This is a genomic window from Rhodothermales bacterium, from assembly GCA_034439735.1.
Lineage (GTDB): Bacteria > Bacteroidota > Rhodothermia > Rhodothermales > JAHQVL01 > JAWKNW01.
Genome location: JAWXAX010000088.1, coordinates 25,199 through 44,413 on the forward strand (window position 1 = coordinate 25,199; position 19,215 = coordinate 44,413).

Annotated in this window: 17 protein-coding genes; 5 read left to right on the top strand and 12 right to left on the bottom strand. The window is 60.7% G+C overall.

Features of this window, described 5'->3' with window-relative positions; translation table 11 throughout:
- Nucleotides 1-124: 124 nt before the first annotated feature.
- From SH809_07175 to SH809_07205, 7 genes are all read right to left on the bottom strand, one after another.
- A complete protein-coding gene (locus SH809_07175) occupies nt 125-1,195 on the bottom strand; it encodes a bifunctional phosphoglucose/phosphomannose isomerase (GenBank protein MDZ4699469.1) in 1,071 nt (356 codons plus the stop codon).
- Between the two features lie 99 nt (nt 1,196-1,294).
- Nucleotides 1,295-3,166, bottom strand: a complete 1,872-nt coding sequence (gene ptsP / locus SH809_07180) for a phosphoenolpyruvate--protein phosphotransferase (protein MDZ4699470.1) — start codon at nt 3,164-3,166, stop codon at nt 1,295-1,297.
- 38 nt (nt 3,167-3,204) lie between these two features.
- A complete protein-coding gene (locus tag SH809_07185; protein MDZ4699471.1) occupies nt 3,205-3,474 on the bottom strand; it encodes an HPr family phosphocarrier protein in 270 nt (89 codons plus the stop codon).
- Between the two features lie 82 nt (nt 3,475-3,556).
- Nucleotides 3,557-4,558, bottom strand: coding sequence for a polyprenyl synthetase family protein (locus SH809_07190; GenBank protein MDZ4699472.1), 1,002 nt, complete (start codon nt 4,556-4,558; stop codon nt 3,557-3,559).
- Nucleotides 4,559-4,584: 26 nt separating this feature from the next.
- Complete coding sequence (locus SH809_07195) at nt 4,585-5,238, bottom strand: adenylate kinase (GenBank protein MDZ4699473.1); 654 nt, start codon at nt 5,236-5,238, stop codon at nt 4,585-4,587.
- Between the two features lie 125 nt (nt 5,239-5,363).
- Complete coding sequence (locus SH809_07200) at nt 5,364-5,882, bottom strand: hypothetical protein (GenBank protein MDZ4699474.1); 519 nt, start codon at nt 5,880-5,882, stop codon at nt 5,364-5,366.
- Nucleotides 5,863-6,321, bottom strand: a complete 459-nt coding sequence (locus SH809_07205) for a phage holin family protein (GenBank protein MDZ4699475.1) — start codon at nt 6,319-6,321, stop codon at nt 5,863-5,865. Before SH809_07205 ends, SH809_07200 begins: the two co-directional genes overlap by 20 nt.
- A gap of 104 nt (nt 6,322-6,425) precedes the next feature.
- On the opposite strand from SH809_07205, the gene SH809_07210 reads away from it, so the two are divergent.
- The gene (locus SH809_07210) at nt 6,426-6,710 is read left to right on the top strand and encodes a NifU N-terminal domain-containing protein (protein ID MDZ4699476.1); all 285 of its coding nucleotides are present in this window, start codon (nt 6,426-6,428) and stop codon (nt 6,708-6,710) included.
- Nucleotides 6,711-6,753: 43 nt separating this feature from the next.
- On the opposite strand, the gene SH809_07215 is transcribed toward SH809_07210, so the two are convergent.
- The 3 genes from SH809_07215 to SH809_07225 all read right to left on the bottom strand — a co-directional run bounded on the left by SH809_07215 (nt 6,754) and on the right by SH809_07225 (nt 9,723).
- Nucleotides 6,754-7,857 (bottom strand): hypothetical protein, encoded by a 1,104-nt coding sequence (locus tag SH809_07215; protein ID MDZ4699477.1) that lies wholly within the window; start codon nt 7,855-7,857, stop codon nt 6,754-6,756.
- A complete protein-coding gene (locus SH809_07220) occupies nt 7,811-8,317 on the bottom strand; it encodes a cytochrome c (protein MDZ4699478.1) in 507 nt (168 codons plus the stop codon). The genes SH809_07215 and SH809_07220 overlap by 47 nt, the downstream gene beginning before the upstream one ends.
- 170 nt (nt 8,318-8,487) lie before the next feature.
- Nucleotides 8,488-9,723 carry an MFS transporter gene (locus SH809_07225; GenBank protein ID MDZ4699479.1) on the bottom strand — a complete coding sequence of 412 codons (1,236 nt, stop codon included), beginning with the start codon at nt 9,721-9,723 and terminating at the stop codon, nt 8,488-8,490.
- Between the two features lie 173 nt (nt 9,724-9,896).
- On the opposite strand from SH809_07225, the gene SH809_07230 reads away from it, so the two are divergent.
- Both SH809_07230 and nagB read left to right on the top strand, forming a co-directional pair.
- The gene (locus tag SH809_07230; protein MDZ4699480.1) at nt 9,897-11,045 is read left to right on the top strand and encodes a PQQ-dependent sugar dehydrogenase; all 1,149 of its coding nucleotides are present in this window, start codon (nt 9,897-9,899) and stop codon (nt 11,043-11,045) included.
- 67 nt (nt 11,046-11,112) lie between these two features.
- The gene (gene nagB / locus SH809_07235; GenBank protein ID MDZ4699481.1) at nt 11,113-13,083 is read left to right on the top strand and encodes a glucosamine-6-phosphate deaminase; all 1,971 of its coding nucleotides are present in this window, start codon (nt 11,113-11,115) and stop codon (nt 13,081-13,083) included.
- Nucleotides 13,084-13,123: 40 nt separating this feature from the next.
- Here the strand turns inward: nagB and SH809_07240 are convergent, their stop codons facing one another.
- On the bottom strand, nt 13,124-13,633 hold the full coding sequence (locus SH809_07240; GenBank protein MDZ4699482.1) for a gamma carbonic anhydrase family protein: 510 nt from the start codon (nt 13,631-13,633) through the stop codon (nt 13,124-13,126).
- Between the two features lie 129 nt (nt 13,634-13,762).
- Here SH809_07240 and SH809_07245 point away from each other — a divergent pair, with 129 nt between their 5' ends.
- Nucleotides 13,763-14,983, top strand: a complete 1,221-nt coding sequence (locus SH809_07245) for a hypothetical protein (GenBank protein MDZ4699483.1) — start codon at nt 13,763-13,765, stop codon at nt 14,981-14,983.
- A 60-nt stretch (nt 14,984-15,043) separates the two neighbouring features.
- Here the strand turns inward: SH809_07245 and mutS are convergent, their stop codons facing one another.
- On the bottom strand, nt 15,044-17,704 hold the full coding sequence (gene mutS, locus SH809_07250) for a DNA mismatch repair protein MutS (GenBank protein ID MDZ4699484.1): 2,661 nt from the start codon (nt 17,702-17,704) through the stop codon (nt 15,044-15,046).
- 441 nt (nt 17,705-18,145) lie between these two features.
- Between mutS and SH809_07255 the strand changes: the two genes are divergently transcribed.
- Nucleotides 18,146-19,215 (top strand): FG-GAP-like repeat-containing protein (locus tag SH809_07255; protein MDZ4699485.1); only part of this gene is annotated, 1,070 nt, incomplete at its 3' end.

The following is a 19,215-nucleotide window of genomic DNA, read 5'->3' on the forward strand; positions in this document are numbered from 1 at the left end:
CGAAGGGTAGCAAACACCTACCGTCCCGATCAGGTGAACCCGCCGGCCCAGCATAAATGCGTCCTGAGTGGCCGATTCAAGGCTCCGAGCCGGGAAGTGCCCTGCCAGGAGCCCTGCGGGCGACTTATACTTTTGCCAGCGCGTCCTTCAGCTGGTCGATGAGCCCGATCGGCGTAGGGTCGACGCCACGCAGGTAGGCGGCGTACAGGCTCGCCCAGTCGCCCAGGTTGATGAGCGACACCATCCGGGTCAGACGATGGTCGCCCTCGGATTGGACTTCGGCCCAGCTGCCGGCGCGCGTGTCGATGAGGGAGCGGGTTACGTTCATCCGGTGCTGGATACGCGGGTGGTCCTCGCGGTCCCGCAACACGATCACGCCCATGTGTTTCTGGAGCGATGGCGCGCCGGTTTGCTCCCAACCCATGATCTCGTTGTGATTCAATTCGGGGTACAGGTTGCCCGCGGCCATCATCTTACTATTTTCCTGAAATTGGCCCCGCCAACGCAGATTGACGGCCTCGAGCAGTCCGTTCGAGCTATACACGAGCGGTATCCGTCCGACGACGCCATCCGCGATCGTCCGGGCGAGGTGGGTGGACGCGGGGTCGCTGTACCGCGCTGTCTGTGCACGCAGGAGGGCGTCTGCCTCGTCCCACGCGCCGTCGGCCACCTGGATGAGGCCCATTTTCCGGGCAAATACCATCAACACGGCGAGCGAGTATCCGATGGCGGCGCGGGGCGACATACCGCCCGGGATCTGGGCGTAGGGTAACCCATGTTTCCGCGCCAGATCCAACAGTTGACCCCCGGATGCGATGCACACGATGGTCGCCTTCCGTGCGATGGCTTCTTCGAAGCCGGAAAGGGATTCCTCGGTGTTGCCCGAGAAGCTCGAAGCGACGACCAGCGTCCGGTCGTCCACGGACGCCGGAAGCGCATAGTGCCGAACGACCTGGATCGGAATGCGCGACTGGTCGACGGCGTAACACCGGAGCAAGTCGCCCGAGATGGCCGATCCGCCCATGCCGATCACCACCAGCTGGCGCATGGTTCTGGCGTCGATCGATAACGAGACGGCCTCGGCGATGGCGCGTCCCTGCTTGAAGTGGTCGGGGAAGCCGGCGACCAGGTCGTACATGCCCTGGGTGTCGATGCGGCGGATATCGGAAAGCGTCAGATTTGTTTGGGATTGCATAACAACGAGTTATAATGATCAGGCATACCCGATCGGATCAATGGACGGAAACTACTGAAACGACACATCCGCGGCCGGCCGAGACGGCCCTGTGATGCATCACGTGAGAGAGGCCTGGGGTGACGTGACGCCGGCGTCTGCGGCGCCTTCAGCGTCATCCCTCATGAACTGGAAATAGTCGATATCACGGTCTTTAAGCCAGCCAAGCAGGATGCGCGTGCGTGTCTTCTGATCGTGCGTCTCCATCATCTCCTGCGCCAGAAGAACAGCTTCCTGTCGTTCCATCGACCGGATCACGCGTTTGATTTCCGGCAAAAAAATGGGTGCGGCGCTCAATTCATGGACGCCGAGCCCCACAAGGACTGGGATGGCGCGTGGATCCGCCGCCAGTTCCCCGCACACACTGACCGGAATACCCTCCTGTTCCGCCGCCTTCACGATTCTGGCGATGAGAAGCAGCACGGAGGGGTGGAGGGACTGGTAGAGGCCGGAGACGAGGTCGTTGCCACGATCGACCGCCAGCACGTATTGCGTCAGGTCGTTTGTGCCGATCGAAAAGAAATCGACCTCACGGGCAAACCGTTCGGCCGCGAGGGCCACCGCCGGCACCTCGACCATGATGCCAAAAGGAATGGCCTCGTCGAACGCCAGACCCTCCTCGCGCAGCGCGACCTTCACCTCCGCGATGAGCTGCTTGAGTTGCATCACTTCCGACAGATCGGTGATCATCGGGACGAGGATGCGGACGGGACCGTGGGCGCTGGCGCGCAAAATGGCGCGCAACTGCGGCAACAGCAGGTCCTCCTGTTTATCCAGCAACACCCGGATACCGCGCCAGCCCAGAAACGGGTTGTGCTCCCGATGCGCCATGGGCAACATCTTGTCGCCCCCCAGATCTAGCAATCGCAGCGTCGTGGGACCGCCGCGATTGGCGAGCACGATGTCGCGGTAGGTGGCATACTGCTCATCCTCCGTACAGCTCAGCGTGCCTCGCATGAGAAACAGGAACTCGGTGCGAAACAGCCCGATGCCCTCCGCGCCATACTCTTCCACGAGCTCGATCTCCTCCTTGAATTCGAGGTTGGCGCGGAGGAAGATGTGCAAGCCGTCTTTGGTCTCGGACGCGAGCGGGATGTAGGCGCGTTGTTCCTCCAGAAGCCGCTGGTACCGCTCGCGCAGGCGTTCATACACGCGGAGCGTCTTTCGGGTAGGGTTGACGATCACCCTACCGTTGAAGCCGTCCAGGACGACCCGATCGCCTTGCTCCACCTCGCGACTGAGACGATGCATGCTCACCACCGCCGGCACCCCGAGCGCGCGGGCCATGATCGAAACGTGTGAGGTCGGCCCCCCGAAGTCCGTGGCGCAGCCCCGGATGTTACGCCGGCTGAACAGGATGACGTCGGCCGCTGTCAGGTTTTCGGCGACGACCACCGTCTCAGGTTCGATGGCCGAGATCAGCTTGCCGCGCCGGAGGTTGCGAATGATGCGGTCCTGGACGTCCAACAAATCGTTTGCACGCTCCCGGATGTACTCGCTTTCGCTGGACTCCATTCGCTGGCGGCTCTCCGTGATGGCCGACTTGACGACGTAGCCGGCGTTGATGCACTCACGGCGGATTCGGTCGATGACCTCTTGCTGGAACGCAACGTCTTGCAACATCAGGGATTGCGCCATAAAAATGCCAGCGCTGGTGTCCCCCAACTTCTCCCGTGCTACCGAGGCGATCTTTTCCAACTCACGCTCGGCGCTACTCACGGCACTGAGGAAGCGTGTGACTTCAAGTTCGACTTCTTCCGCCGGCACATCGTGCCGCTGGACATCGATGGCTTCGCGCGCGTACAGATACACCGGCCCGATGGCGATACCCTGCGACACGCCGATCCCGTGTAGGATGCGCTCGCCGGCTTCGGCGGGCTCGGCAGCGCCCCGTTCGAGCGCGTCATAAAAGCTCGGCCTGTCTGCGTGCATGGCGGGAGTACGTTCTGGTGGAAGCGGACGAGGTCGTTTTACTTCTCTTCGCCAAATCCGTCCGCGAAGATGCGGGCGATCTCATCGGCTGCCTGGTGTTCATCGGAGCCTTCAAAGGTTAGGGTAAGGATGGCGCCCTGTTCGGCAGCGAGCGTCATTACGCCAATAATGCTTTTGCCGTTGATCTCGTACCCGTCTTTTTTGATGTAGAAATCCGACTTGAATCGTGCGGCGGCACGCACAATCATGGAAGCCGGCCGCGTATGCAGCCCCGCCTTGTTGGTTACCGTTACTTCCCGAACGAGCATCTCCGAATCACATGGTTTACACTGAATGGTACGGCAGGCACGCCCTGTCGAAAACGGTCGAAAACAGCCGGGGACCTCACCGTCAGTGGATGCGATGCTGAAGACGGGCAATCAGATGGTGGAGCGTCGCGCGGGCGGACGACTCGGGCAACACGGCGAGGCCGGCCAGGGCGGCTTCGCTATGCTTGAGGACGGCGCGGCGGGCTTCCTCGAGCACGCCGAGTCGGTCCATCCGCGCCCTGGCCTCGCCAATCTCGGCTTCAGGCAGCCCAGGCGTGTCCACGATGCGTCGGAACCAGGCGCGATCGTCGCCTTCGGCCACTTCCAGCGCCCTGAGCAGAAGATAGGTTTTTTTCGCCTCTTGAAGGTCCCCCCCTACTTTTTTTCCCCACCGTGCGTCGTCGGCCACGAGATCGAGCAAATCGTCCTGGATTTGAAAAGCAAGCCCGACATGCCGGCCCAGATCGCGTAGCGCTTCGCGGAGCTTGGCATCGGCGCCGGCAATCCAACCGCCCAGTTCAAACGACGTTTCGATGAGCGCGCCTGTTTTCCGATAGATCATCTGAAAATACTCTTCAACCGTCACATCGGACCGGGACTCGAATTCCTTGTCCATCGCCTGGCCTTCACACAGATGGCGCACCATGCGGAAGTACGTCCCGAACAGGTCCGGCAGATGCGGGGAATCGACCCGGGCGAGCAGGTCGTAGGACAGGGCTACCAGGTAGTCCCCGCACAGAATGGCGGTGGACTCGTCCCACCGCGCGTGCACCGTGGCCGCGCCGCGCCGCGTGAGCGCATGGTCCATGATGTCGTCATGGACGAGGGTGAAGTTATGAAAGACTTCGACAGCCAGCGCCGCAGGCAACGCTCGGACCCGGTCGGCGCCGAGCGCCTCCGCCGTAAGGAGGAGCAACACGGGGCGGACTCGTTTACCGCTGGCCTGGAGGACGTATCGAACCGGTTCATACAGGGATGGTGGTTCCAGTGCCGGCTCGAGGCCGAAGAGACCGGCATCGACCAGCTCACGCAACGTCTGCGCCAGCTCATCGGGCGATCGGGCGGCGAGGGAAGCCTGCGGCATAGGAGATCGGAGGTGTGCCCGCGCGATCAGTCCGCTTCCGTGGCCGGGATATCGGCCATGATCAGATCCACGATGGCATCGTGGACTTCCTCTTGCGGCATCGTACCGTCGATACGGGCGTATTTCGGATGCCCTGAAAAATGGCTTTCGACGGGTTTTGTTTCTTCGTGGTAGATGCTCAGCCTTTTTCGAATGGCTTCCGGGCGATCGTCCGGGCGCTGTACGATGAGCGACGGATCCAGCGAGGCCGGCGGCGGCTCAAATTCGAGGTGGTAGTTCTCGCCAGTCTTTTTGTTGACCCTCCGGGCGGACAGACGCTCGACGATCACATCGTCGGGCACTACCAGTGAGATGATGGCATCCAGGGGCGCGCGATTACGCGACAGGAACTGCGTCAACCACTCCGCCTGTTCGACCGTACGGGGATATCCATCCAGGATGAATTGATCATAGCTCTGCTCCGCAATGGCTTCCTCCGTAATCTTCTTCATGACCGGGCCGGGCACCAACCGACCCTCGTTGATATAATCCTTCGCGATCGCACCCACGGGCGATTTCTCCACGATGGCCGCACGGAGCATGTTGCCCGTGGAGATATGCTTGAGTGTAAATCGCTCGATGAGCCGGCCGGCCTGTGTGCCTTTCCCGGCGCCTGGCGGCCCAAATATCAGGATGCGCATGATCTATTACTATCCGGTTGGATGCGGACTGTCACTTACTTCCTGGAGCACTAAAAAGGTTTCATCAAGAAAGCGAGTAGCTTGCCTGAGCCGTCGAGCCGGCGCCCCGTCGGCCCCATGCGCGATCAGCGGCCTGAGGACCGTCCGTCACCCACAGTGCTGTCGTTCGTAGGCGCCCCTCTGGCGGAAAGTCTTTCTTCCAGAAAGCCCAGAACCGACCTTCTAGCGAAGTCGATTGCAAGTCCAGAAGCTATACCAAATACCTTGCCCGCGATACCGCTTCCGCGAGAGGGTGGCAATGAGTCGGCCAACGAAGGGGCCACCTCGCGCACAGCCCCCAGCAGGAGGGTAGCCATCTCTGTATCGGAAACGTCGGCTTCCTTGCCGATATCGACCAGGCGATCCACGTATCCGCCGACCCGGGAGCGACGTACCGCTCCCTCCCGACGTTTGCCCAGCAGCAGCCCTATGGCTACGCCGGCAACCACGCAGGCGGTAACTCCTACCCAGGGTTTCCGCTTTACGTAATCGCGCACATCCTGGCCGGTTCGCTGCACTTCGTCCTGCAACGCGTCCAGATGCTTCGATATGGCTTCTTCTGACGCTACTAATTGCGCCTCCAGATCAGGCAGTTCCGTCTTCATGCCGTTCGAGTTCAGGCAGCGTAATCCGCCCGACGTCGGACGTTTCGCGCACGCCCTCAATCGGTATCGAACGTCTACCGCGTTTTCGATGATTCAGGGCAAACAGCAAGGCTGCGCCGCCAAACAACACCCCGCCTACGATGAGAAAGCCCCAGATGGGGCCCACCCACACACTCACACCGAGCGCCAGGGCAACCAGGATAAACTGCAGTCCGGCGAGGGCCACCACGCCGGCAAGCACATCCAGCGCCACCTGTTTTCCTTTCGCCTCCACCTCTTCGCGTACCCCCGCGACCGCTCGCTGGATCTTGAGATCGACCCATCCGCGCAACTCCTCCATGAGGCCCCGCGCATGGCCGGAAATACGCGTGAGTTTACCCTCGAGGTCCGGGCCGGCCTCGGGATCAATGCGTACTCGGTGATTGGTCTGCTCGTTCATCTTCATACGGCTTAGTCCAGCAACCTCACGGCGGCTGAGCGGTGTAATAGTGAACGTCTAAATCTACGCGCAAACGGCGGATTCGCAATAAGAAGCCTTATGTTATGCCTGGAGTACATGCCTCACCTACGCCCAACCCCAACAGCTTGAAGTTCACGCTGGCGCGCGGCCGGTTTCTCGAAGAAGGCATGGCGTCGTTTCGGTCGTCCGACGAGGCGGCAGGGACCCCTTGGGCCGAGCAACTATTCGCTATCGAGGGCATTGCGAATCTGTTCGCGATGCCGCAATTCCTCACCGTGACAAAAACGGCCCAGGCATCCTGGGATACGCTGTACGGCGAAGTCGAGGCTGTGCTCATGGCCTTTTTTGTAGCTGATCGCGATGTCTGAGTCTGTCGCCGTACCCCTTCCAACCTCCGACATCCCCTCCGGTTCATACCCTCTCCCCGCAACGTACCAGGAAATCGATCGTGTCGATGGCGTCCGGGCGCCAGTCCAGGGGGGGACGCTGAGCATCACCGGGCTGGCACCGAGCTACGTGCGTCTGCAGCCGAGGGCCCAGACGCTCTGTCATGGAGACGATCTGCAGATCGTCTCGCCGAGCCTCCAGCCAGGTCTCCACCTCTTCCAGGCGTGTATACTCAGTCCAGCGGATGTGGCCCGGCTCCTGGGCCTCCGGCTCACCCTTGCTAAGCAAAAAGGATAGGTCCTCGCCATAGGCATGCGGCATGCCCAGAGCCTGCAGCATGGCCTGACGCATCTTGAGCGAGGTGGGCGTTTTGTGATGGGCCGGAAATACGCCTCGAAAAGCGGCGAACGCCGCAAGCATGGCATCCGGCGGGGACCCCGCCGGCGCCCAGATCACGGCGACATTACGGCATCCCCTGCCCTCGTGCAACAGTGCGTCCTCGGCCATCGCTTCCAGTTCGTCCTCTGTCTCCCGACCATCGAGAATCCCCACCCCGAACCGGTGGCCCCGCAACAACCGGCACGCCGGCCCGATGCCCTTTCCCTCACACACGGCCTCGATCTGTTCCAGCGTATCCCCATGGCCACTTGCAATAACGGATTTTGCCATCCGGGCGGCCGAATCAAACGGAACAAACTGGACGGGCAACCCTTCGACCCGCGACGCCACGCCAGCCATAAATGCCGGCAACAGATGGGGAGAACGCGACGATAGTGCGCCCAGATACCGATGCCCCGTCAACACCACCGCGAGCACATCCTGAAACTCCACAAACGGCACATTGCCGGGATTAAGCACCGCGATATCCATCGCTCGGGGCGTTCGACGGCCCTTGAGCCACGCACGCAGCCCGTCCGACGTAGCCAGCGCGACCTGCTGATTCACAGCGAACGCGATCGCCTCCTCGGTAAAGGTGTTGTCCAGCGCCAGTGTACGATCGACCGCCTCGGCGCGATCCGGAAACGCGGGATCACGCCAGAGGGCCGCCTGTTCAGTGATGGCGAGGATCAACGCCTCGGCATCAGTCGCCACCCGGGACGCCGTGATTGCCTTCCGCTTCGAGCTCATCGATCGTCCAGGTCTCTTTCCGATCCTTCACATGGCTCCGAACGGCGGCCACTTCAGCCGGCGTCACGGCATCCGCCGCGTTGCCGAAATTGGTGCGGACGTACGTCAACACATCGGCAACCTGCTGATCGTCCAGGAACGACCCCCACGGCGGCATCATGCCACTATACGTGACACCGTTCACAACCACCTCGCCGCTGAGACCGTTCAGGATGACACGGATGAGCCGGCCCTTGTCGCCCCCGACGAATTCGGACTCCTTCAACGGAGGGAATACGCCCGGCACTCCCTCTCCGCTCATCTGGTGGCAGGAAGTGCAGCGGGTGAGATAGATTTCCTGTCCATCCACCTGAATCGTCTCCGGCGCAGCAGGCGCTCCAGACAATGGTGTATCGGAGACGCTGAATGCGGCCAGAAGAATGACGGCGGCGGTGGTGGTTACAATCGCCAATGGCTTCATTACGTTTTTCGGCAGTTTGATGGTAGGTGGAGACGGCCGGCGCGTGCGCGTGCCATCAAGCGATGTATCGGATTCGGGGCCCGTTAGTTCCGAAAAACCCCGGAAGTTTTAGCAAGAACGAAGCAGCCAGCCGTAGTGGTGTACAGCGTTCTACGGTGGGTACAGCCATGTTATCGAGCCCCTTTTGGCCGTTCCGTTTCTGGCTCCTCTTTAAACAGGAGGAAAAACGCGATGGCGAACACGAGTGTCGCGCCGGCGAAGAGTCCCCAGAACAGGCGCCAGTCGGGCAACGCGAGGGTCCCCCCCTGCCCGTACGTGTTGACAAACGCCCCGGAGATCTGTGTGCCCAGAAAAAACCCAACGCCCTGGGTCAGCAGTACCAGAAGACCCTGCACCTGGCCGCGGATTTCGGGCGACGTTTTTTTGTCGATGTAGATCTGCCCGGTCACAAAGAAAAAGTCGTAGCAGATCCCATGGATCAGGATGCCGATCATCACCAGCCAGAACGTGCCGCTGAGTGCGGCGCCGGCGAACACCGTAAAACGCACCACCCAGGCCAGCATGCCCAGCATCAGCATCCACTTCACCCCCAGGCGAGCAAAAAAGAAGGGAATGAGGAGCATAAAAACGATTTCAGACGCCTGACCAAAGGACATCTCGAAGCTCGGATTCTGGAAATGCGGGATGTTCAGATTGTCGTGCAGCGCCTTGAAGTAGACCGGGGCATACGGGAAGTAGGTGCCGAAGGCGATGAAGATCAGCATCGCGGCGACGAGAAAGACGACGAACGAGCGCGTTTTCAGCTCGCGGAGGGCGTCGATGCCAAGGATCTGCTTCCAGCTCGTTTTCTGGCCGGCGGAGGGCGGCGGCGTGAGCGGCAATGTGAAGCTATAGACCCCCAGAAACAGGGCGGCCGCCCCACCGATATACAACGGCAACGGCGTCGAATCCGCCTGAAGCAGCTTCCCGATCGTGATCCCCGCTACCACCCAACCAATGGTCCCGAACACGCGCACCACCGGAAACTCCTTCTCCGGATTCGTCATGTGATGAAACGCGAGCGTTGCCGTGAGGCCCAGGGCAGGGAAGTAACAGATGGCATGGACGAACAGTAGCGGCAGGAAAAGCGCCGTGCCGGCGTAACTCGGCATCGCCATCATGGCCACGCCAGCGATGAGGCTGAGCACGCCGAGCACCTTTTCGGAGTCAAAAAAGCGATCCGCCACCATGCCCAGAAAAAACGGCGCGATGATCGCCGTCAGGGGGCCCAGCGAATACGCCCAGTTGATCGACTCCCCCATGCCAATTGTACCCATGTAATTCCCCAGCGTGGGCGCCCAGGCGCCCCAGATGAAGTACTGCACGAACATCATCAGACTCAATCGCGACGTCAGGAGCAAATTCATACGGTTGGTGGTAATGAGTTGGCCGGCGCGAAACACCCATTTCGCGCCGGCAAGTAAACAATCGGCCCGCTGGTTCGCAAGCCCCCGGCCAGGCGCAGGCGCCGATTCTAAGGATTGCCGATTAAAGGATTTCAGGGTACAGATTCAGCACTTAATTCAGTACGCGATTCTAGATGTCGTATCCGCTCCGCTTCCTCATCTTGCCCATTCTCCTGCTTACATCGCTCCACTGCGTGTCCGCGCAGGAGGTGCTGGAACCGGCGTTTCCGAACCTCTCGTTTCGTCGGCCGGTCGATCTCCAGTCGCCGCCGGACGGCACGAATCGACTGTTTGTCGTGGAGCAACCCGGCAGCATTCGAGTATTCGCCAACGAGGCCGGCGTCCAGGGGGCGACCGAGTTTCTGGACATTGAAGCCCGCGTGAACGACCGTGGCAATGAGGAGGGCCTGCTCGGCCTCGCGTTTCACCCCGAATACAGCGAGAACGGCCAATTTTACGTCTACTATACCGCCGACAATCCCCGGCGCACCGTCGTCGCTGGATACAGGGCCGACCCCTCCGACCCGAACCGCGCGCTCGGCGACAGCGAGTCGGTCATCCTGGAGGTCAATCAACCCTTCAGCAATCACAACGGAGGGCAGATCGTTTTTGGGCCAGACGGCTACCTGTACATCGGCCTCGGGGACGGCGGCTCGGCGAACGATCCGATGGGGAATGGCCAGAACCGCCAGAGCCTGCTTGGCGCCATCCTCCGGATCGATGTGGATGCCCCGGCCGGTGGATTGGCCTATGGCATCCCGACGGACAACCCGTTCGCCGGCAATGCCGAAGGGTTCCGCGAGGAGATCTTCGCTTACGGCCTCCGCAACCCGTGGCGATTCAGCTTCGACAGCGAGACAGGATTCCTGTGGGCCGCGGATGTCGGGCAGAATAGTTTTGAGGAGGTTGATATCATCGAAAAAGGGGGCAATTACGGGTGGAATATCCGCGAAGGGTCGCATTGCTTCTCTCCGCCTTCCGGTTGCCCACAAGACGGCCTGATTGACCCCGTCTCCGAATACGGCCGAGGCGACGGGGGCTCGATCACCGGCGGCTACGTCTACCGGGGGGACGCCATTCCAGGCCTTTTCGGTAAGTATATCTTTGCCGATTTTAGTTCGGGGCGTATCTGGGCGCTGACCCTGGATGGAAAACGTGTCACAGATCGGGTAGAATTGCTGAATTCGAACCTGAATATCTCGGCTTTTGGTGTCGACGGCGCCATGAACCTGTATCTTTGCGCCTTCGATGGGTCCATTTACCGGCTGCGTCTCCCCGAATAGCCGGCCGTCTCTTCTGTAACGCTCTCGCTGTCGTCTCATGTCGATCTCATCCAGGTCAGCCTCCGCTGTGGCCCTTGCCCGAAACGTACAACTTCCCAGCACGCGCGAAGCCGGCGCACAGCTGGAACGCGTTCCCGTCCGCATTTTTGAAGGCTCGGACGAACTCGCGGAAGAAGTCGCCCGCTACATCGGCCATTTGATGCGCACCCGGCAAGAAGCCGGCAAACAACTCGTACTGGGCCTACCCACAGGGTCCACACCGATCGGCGTATATCAGGCCTTGATCCGCGCTCATCGCCAGGAGGGGCTTGATTTCAGCCATGTCGTCACGTTTAACCTGGACGAATATTACCCCATCACTCCGGACCAGCTGCAGAGCTACCACCGGTTCATGGCGGAGAACTTCTTCAACCACGTCAATATTCCCGCGGAGCAGATCCACATCCCGAAGGGCGACATTCCTCGTTCGGAAATCGAGGCCTTTGGGTATACGTACGAACGGGCAATCGAGGAAGCCGGCGGGATCGATCTGCTCCTGCTCGGCATTGGCCGCAGCGGCCATATCGGGTTCAACGAGCCAGGCTCCGGCATCACGACCCGCACCCGGCTGATCACGATCGACGAGATCACCAAGAAGGACGCGGCCAGCGATTTCTTCGGCGACGAATTTGTACCCCGCGAAGCGCTTACAATGGGCGTAGGCACCATCCTGGCCGCCCGGGAGATCATCCTGATGGCCACCGGAGAACACAAAGCCGGCATCATACGCAAGGCCGTCGAGGAGCCCACCAACTCGAACATAACAGCATCGTACCTGCAGGAGCATGACCGGGTGTCGATCTACCTGGACGAACCTGCTTCCGGAGAACTGACCCGCGTAAAAACGCCGTGGCTGGTCCGCGACGTGGAATGGACGCCACTGCTGACGAAACGCGCCGTCATCTGGCTCTCCGAACGCGTCGGGAAGGCCATCCTCCGCCTCGAGTCGGCCGATTTCTTCCAGAACAACCTCCATAGCCTCGTCTACGCCCACAAAAACGTGGATACCCTGTGTCGGAGCGTGTTCGAAGACCTGCGCCGGCGCATCGTGTATCAGGACTATCTCTTCCGTCATAAACGGGTCATCTGCTTTAGCCCCCATCCCGACGACGACGTGATCTCGATGGGTGGCATGCTGGACAAGGTCGTGGCGAATGAAAACGACGTGACGGTTGCCTACATGACCAACGGCTCCGTCGCGGTCTTCGACGCCGACGTGCGCCGCTACCTCCGCTTCCTGGACATGAGTCTGGATGTGTTTCAGTTCGACGCCCGAACACGCAAGCAATTCGGGGAAAAGACGTCCCGCATTCTGGATTTCCTCGAGCGGAAAGGGTCAGGAGAGATCGACCTGGAAGAGGTGCAGCGGATCAAGGCGTACATCCGGTACGCCGAGGCGATCGCCGGCATCGAAGTCCTCGGCTTAAAATCTTCCCAGGCACGCTTTCTTGATATGCCGTTTTACAGGACCGGCACCGTACGCAAAGCGCCCGTGGGCGAGGCAGATGTCACGGTCGTGCTCAATCTCCTCCGCGAGATCCAGCCACACCATATTTTTGTCGCCGGCGACCTCTCCGACCCCCACGGCACCCATCGGATGTGTTACGTCGCCATCCGGGAGGCACTTCGCCGGTACCGCATCGAACGAGGCATCGCCGATCCAGACCAGCTTGCACTAACCCCCGAAGCCATCGCCCAGGCCCCGCCGGACGATCACTGCCCGCTCGTCTGGTTGTACCGCGGCGCATGGCAGGAATGGGAAATCCATAAGGTGGATGTGTTTATCCCGATGTCGAAGGCAGACCTCGACCGGAAGATCGAGGCCGTCTTTAAACACGAGAGCCAGAAGGACCGCGCCATGTTTCCCGGAGCCTACGACACCCGCGAATTCTGGGAACGCGCGCGCGACCGCAACCGTGCCACCGCCGAAGCCCTTAACCGCCTCGGGCTCCCGGAATTTTATGTTTCCGAGGCCTTCGTGACGGCGTATGGGATGTAAGCGATGCGCATTGTTAAGGGCGCCCTGGTGTGTAGGTGGATCATCCCCCCTGGTAGGCGATGATGTTCTGCCTATACTTGTCAGCGAAAACCTCGATCGAGGCGCGCTCGTCTTCCGTCAGCGGGCGGATGACGCGAGCGGGGTTGCCGTAAACGAGTGATCCCGGCGGGACGACAGTCCGGCTCGTCACCAGCGCGCCGGCGCCTACGATGCTGCCCGTCCCGATCACCGCCTGATCCAGAATGATCGACCCCATGCCGATCAACACCCGGTCCTCCACCGTGCAGCCGTGAACGATGGCGCCATGACCAATGGTAACCCGATTGCCGATCGTCGCTGGTCCCGTAACGCCGGTTACATGCACCACGGCATTGTCCTGGATGTTGGTTTCGGAGCCTATCCGAATCCGGTTCACATCGCCCCGGATCGTGGCATTGAACCAGACGCTGCAGTATGGCCCGAGCACGACATCGCCAATGACATCGGCGGAAGGAGCCAGGAAAACGGTGCGGTCGACCGTCGGAACAATTCCTTTAAAGGGATGGAGCATACGAGTTGGTGGGTGTGCGAATCCTGATCTCGAACGGAATAAACGAGATTGTAACCTGACCCGCGCACGCTGCGTAAAGATTTTTGTTTTCCAGACTGCCCAATCCGTTCAATGTCTTTGCCACCTTCCATGCGAAACACCGCCATTTTTCTCTGCGCGATCAGTTGCCTGGCCCTTGCTCCACGCGCCGGCGCCGACGACACCCCAGGCCGCATCTATGGACGCATCACAACCACCGATGGCGACGTGCTGGAAGGACTGATTCGCTGGGATCGTAATGAGGCGAGCTGGGTGGATGTATTAAACGGCTCGAAAGTGATCTATACGGACGCTTCACGATCGGGGGGCGGGCGGCGCATCGAGATTTTTGGGTATACGGTGTACGAGTCGACAGGCGACGACACCTATTCGCGCACATCGGGCATCCGCTTCGGGTCCATCCAATCGCTCGAGCGAGCCGGCAACGAAAAAGCCATTCTAATCCTCCAGTCGGGCGAGGAAGTCGAACTGATCAATGGGTCGACCGACATCGGCAATGACGTGCGGGATGTGATCATCGAGGACGCGGAGCGCGGACGAGTCGAGCTTCAGTGGCGCGATATCAAGCGCGTGGATCTGTTCCAGGCGCCGGCGCCGATCGATTCCGCGTTTGGGGAGCGGCTGTTCGGTACGGTAATCACGCGGGACGGAATGGAGTTCACCGGATTTGTGTGCTGGGATGTGGACGAAGTGCTCACGGCCGATATCCTCGACGGCAATGACGAAGAAGGCGAAAGGCACAAGATCCCGTTTAGTGAGATTGCTTCCATTCGCCGCAACAGCTCCAGCAGTTCGCTGGTGCGGCTGATCGATGGCGAAGAGCTGGTTCTGCGCGGCACGAACGATGTCAACAGCAGCAATAGCGGCATCCTTGTGCTCGATCCCGAGCTGGGCCAGATTGAGCTGGATTGGGACGCATTCGAGGAACTGATCCTCGACTCTCCCGATACGGCCCCCAATTATGCTTCCTTTGCGCGGATCGGCCGCATCGCCGGCACTGTGTTTACCCGCAGCGGCGACCGGCACGAAGGGTTGATTCGCTGGGACGATGACGAAACCCACACCTGGGAATTTCTTGACGGCGAATTAAACGACATCCAGTTCGATATCGAATTCAGTAAGATCCGCTCAATCGATCGCCTGTCTTCCCGCGAGGCCGAAGTGGTATTGCTGGACGGCCGGCGTTTCGATCTCCGCGGCTCCAACGACGTCGACAGCGACAACGATGGTATCTTTGTGATCGATGAAAAGGGCAACGAAACCCGCATCGACTGGCAGGACTTCGAACGCGCCGTCTTCGATAAGCCTTGAAGGGTTTAGGGTTCGAGGTTTAAGGTCGGAGTCCCTTAAACCCCGAACCTTGAACCCTTCTCAAAGCCACTGCTTCAGCTCCACGAGTTTGAGCAGCGCCTCCACGGGCGACATCCGCTCCGGGTCGATCCGGCGTAGTGCGTCGGCGACTTTCTGGGCCTTCGGGTCCTGCACTTCGAACAGCGAAAGCTGCAGCCGGTCGTCCGCAGCTTTTGGAGCCGGTGCGACGGCCTGCCGCCGGCCATCTCCCCCAACCTCCAGACGCTGACTCTCCAGTTGGTGCAAAATCTCCTGTGCTCGTGCAATAACGGCCTCCGGGAGGCCGGCCATACGCGCGACCTCGATGCCGTAGGAGTGATCCGCGCCGCCGGGAATCAACTTGTGGAGGAAGATCACTTTCCCGTCGTGCTCCTGGACCTGGACGCGCATATTCACGATCCGATCGTAGCGCGAAGCGAGTTCGTTCAACTCGTGGTAGTGCGTGGCGAACAAGGTGCGCGCGGCCACCGCCGGCCGCTCGTGGAGGTACTCGACGAGCGACCACGCAATCGATAGACCATCGAACGTGCTCGTCCCACGGCCGAGTTCGTCGAGGAGGATGAGGGAATCCGGCGTGGCGTTGTTGAGTATGTTCGCCGCCTCGTTCATCTCCACCAGAAAGGTACTCTCACCCGATGCAAGGTTGTCCGACGCCCCAACACGCGTAAAAATCCGGTCCACAACCCCTATTCGCGCCCGCGTAGCCGGCACGTACGACCCCACCTGCGCCATGAGGACAATCAAACCCACCTGGCGGAGGATGACACTTTTGCCGGCCATGTTGGGGCCCGTAATGATAATAATCTGCTCGCGGACGGGATCGAGCGAAACGCTGTTTGCGATAAACGGCTGTCCGTGCGGCAAGAGCTGCTCGACCACCGGATGCCGCCCGTCCACGATATCGAGCCGGCGCGAATCGTCGAGCTCCGGCCGGACGTACCGGTGGCGAGTCGCGGCCTCGGCGAAGGACGCCAGGCAGTCCAGCTGCGCAAGGCTATCCGCGTTGCGTTGAAACGCCGGCACCTGATCGGCCACCCGCGCGCGCAACTCCTGATACAGTGTCGTCTCGATCGTCAGCATCCGCTCCTCGGCCGTGAGGATCTTCTCTTCGTACTCCTTTAACGCCGGCGTGATGTACCGCTCGGCGTTTACCAGCGTCTGCTTTCGTATGTAGTCCGCCGGCACCTTGTCCCGATGGGCGTGGGTGATTTCGATATAATATCCGAAGACGCGGTTGAAGCCGACTTTCAGCGAAGGAATACCTGTCCGCGTGACTTCGTCTTTCTGCATCCGGGCGACCCAGTCTTTCCCGGTGCGGGTGAGGGTCCGTAGTTCGTCGAGTTCGGCGTTATACCCTGGCCGGAAAACCCCACCATCGGCGAGCGTCGCCGGCGGTTCATCGACGATGGCCTCGCGAATCAGGGTGACGACCTCGGTGCAGGGTTCGAGCCGGTCCACGAGCGCGGCGATAAAGCTGTTGGTTGATCCGGCCAGGAGCTGGCGCACGACAGGGATGACTTCCAGAGCCGAGCGAATAGCCATCATGTCGCGCGGTGTCGCGCGGCCCGTCGAGAGGCGCGCCGCGAGGCGCTCGAGGTCGCCGATCGGGCGGAGTGTCACACGAAACTGCTCGCGAAGGGTGGCGCCATCGACGAACGTGCTCACGGCCGCCAGGCGCTCTTCAATGACGGCAACCTGCCGCAGCGGCTGGAGCAGCCAGCGACGCAGCCGGCGGGCGCCGATCGGCGTGACGGTGAAATCCAGGATCTCGACCAGGCTCCCCTCCTGCCGGCCGTTCTGCATCGACGCCACGAGTTCGAGGTTGCGCTTCGTCTGCACGTCCAACGCCATGTAGGCATCGCTGGCGTGGTAGGTCAACCGCGCGATGTGCGGAAGGCGGCCTTTCTGGGTTTCATTGAGGTAATAGAGCGCGGCGCCGGCGGCCACGATGCCGATCTCGTATGCATCCACTCCAAACCCCTTAAGCGAATGGGTCTTGAAGTGACGCAGCAGGGTTTCCAGCCCGAAATCGTACCCGAAACACCAATCTTCTTGCGGTGTGACCAGGTATCCGTGGGCGCGGAGCCATCGGATTTCGTCCTGCCGGCGCTTGTCCACCAATACCTCCGCCGGCGATATCATATGAAGAAACTCCAACAGCCCTGAAGCGGATACTTCCGATAGGGCGAATTCGCCTGTGGAGGCATCCAGATAGGCCACGCCGGCCGTATCGTTTTTGACCTTTCGCCCGCCCCAGTGCACGGCGGCGAGGTAGTGGGATTGTTTGGGATGAAGGAGCTGCTCGTGGAATGAGACGCCCGGAGTGACCACTTCGACAACGTCGCGCTTGACGATCTTCCGGGCGAATTTGGGATCTTCTAGCTGTTCGCAGACGGCCACGCGGTAGCCGGCCTGCACCAGTTTGGGGAGATAATTGTCGAGGGAGTGGTAGGGAAAGCCGGCGAGCGGAACCGTGCTGGCCTTGCCGTTCGATCGTTTTGTGAGCGCGATACCTAGTACCTTGCTTACCGTCTCGGCATCTGTTTCGAACGTTTCATAAAAGTCCCCCATGCGAAACAGGAGGATGGCGTCCGCATGACGCTCCTTGATTTTATAATACTGCCGCATGAGCGGTGTGAGCGCGCCGTCGGCTGCGCTCTCCTTCGAGGCGGAGGGGGCCATAATCACCGATCGGGTCACAGATCGTGTACAAATGCCGAACGCGGCGTCGAGCCAACAGGAAAAGGCGCAAAATACAACACAGCAAGCAACCCGGTAGACATTTTTTCCTCGATCCGCCCCTTTTTACCCGGAGTCGATGCCGTACTACGCCGTCTCGACTGTGTTACTTCGGGACACGGCGACCGATTGTGTGGCACATATCGGTATCAAAAATACTCCTGTCAGCCTGTAAGCAATCGCTTTCCATCTCTCTCACTTCGTGGCATACTTTTTTCGGCGTTTCTCGATTCACCTGCGCCAATTCGGGCAGAAGCGCTGAGAGCCGAGCACATCACACTGCTCTCGTTCCGCAGTCGTTGGCACTCTTAACTATTCTCCAGGGCTCTATCAATGATCAACCGTTTACAACACCTCTTCGCGACACCATTTCGTCGACAGAACATGGCCACTTGCCTGGTCGCATTGACCGCTTTCGCCATTCCGTTCGTTTCCTTCGCCTCCGCTCGGGCTGATTCGCCCGATGGACCGATCGATCTCACGCGGTACGGCCGGCTCCTCCAGACCACCCCGCTCTCGAGCGTCTCACTGTTATTCTCCGCTCCTGCGTTCACCGAGCTGGCCGCCGGCGACTTGGCCAACCCGTTCCCGGCCGGCAACCCGGAAACATTTGGCACGCCTTCTCTGGGCGACATCGATGGCGATGGCGACTTCGACCTCGTCAGTGGCGAAGAGTTTGGGGGATTTGTGTACATCGAAAACACGGGCGACAACACAACGCCGGCGTACACCCAGCAGTCAGGCGTGGCGAATCCGTTCGACGGTCTCACCACGGGCGCTAAAAACGCCCCTGTTCTGCTCGACATCGACAACGACGGCGACCTTGATGTCATTGCGGGCCAGGAGGATGGAACGTTTACACTCCTAGAGAACTCGGGAGATGCGAACACTCCGAACTTTGCCGTGGCCGGCGTGAATCCGCTCACCGGCGAAGATAACGGTAGCCGCAGTGCTCCGGCCGCAGGCGACCTCGACGGTGACGGCGATCTCGACCTCGTCGTTGGCGACCTCTCGGGCGCTCTGTTCTTCTACGACAACACCGGCACCGCCGCCGCCGCCGTCTTCACCCTCGTCTCGGGCGTCTCGAGCCCCTTCGACGGCATCGATGTCGGCGCTCACTCCAAGCCCGCCCTCGTCGACCTCGACAACGATGGCGACCTTGACCTGGTGGTGGGGGAAGACACGGGGGTCTTCTTCTACTACGAAAACACCGGTGACGTCAATGCGGCCGCCTTCTCGGCCGTAGTCGGCGCCTCCAACCCCTTTGATGGCTTCGACGCCGTCTCTAAGAGCGCGCCGGCCTTTGCCGACCTCGACAACGCCACCGGCGTCGACATGGTCAGCGGCAACACGAACGGCGACTACTACTACTACGAAAACGCCGATCCCCTGCCCGTCGAGCTCACCAGCTTCTCGGCTGTCTCCAACGGCAGCCAGGTCACGCTTTCCTGGAC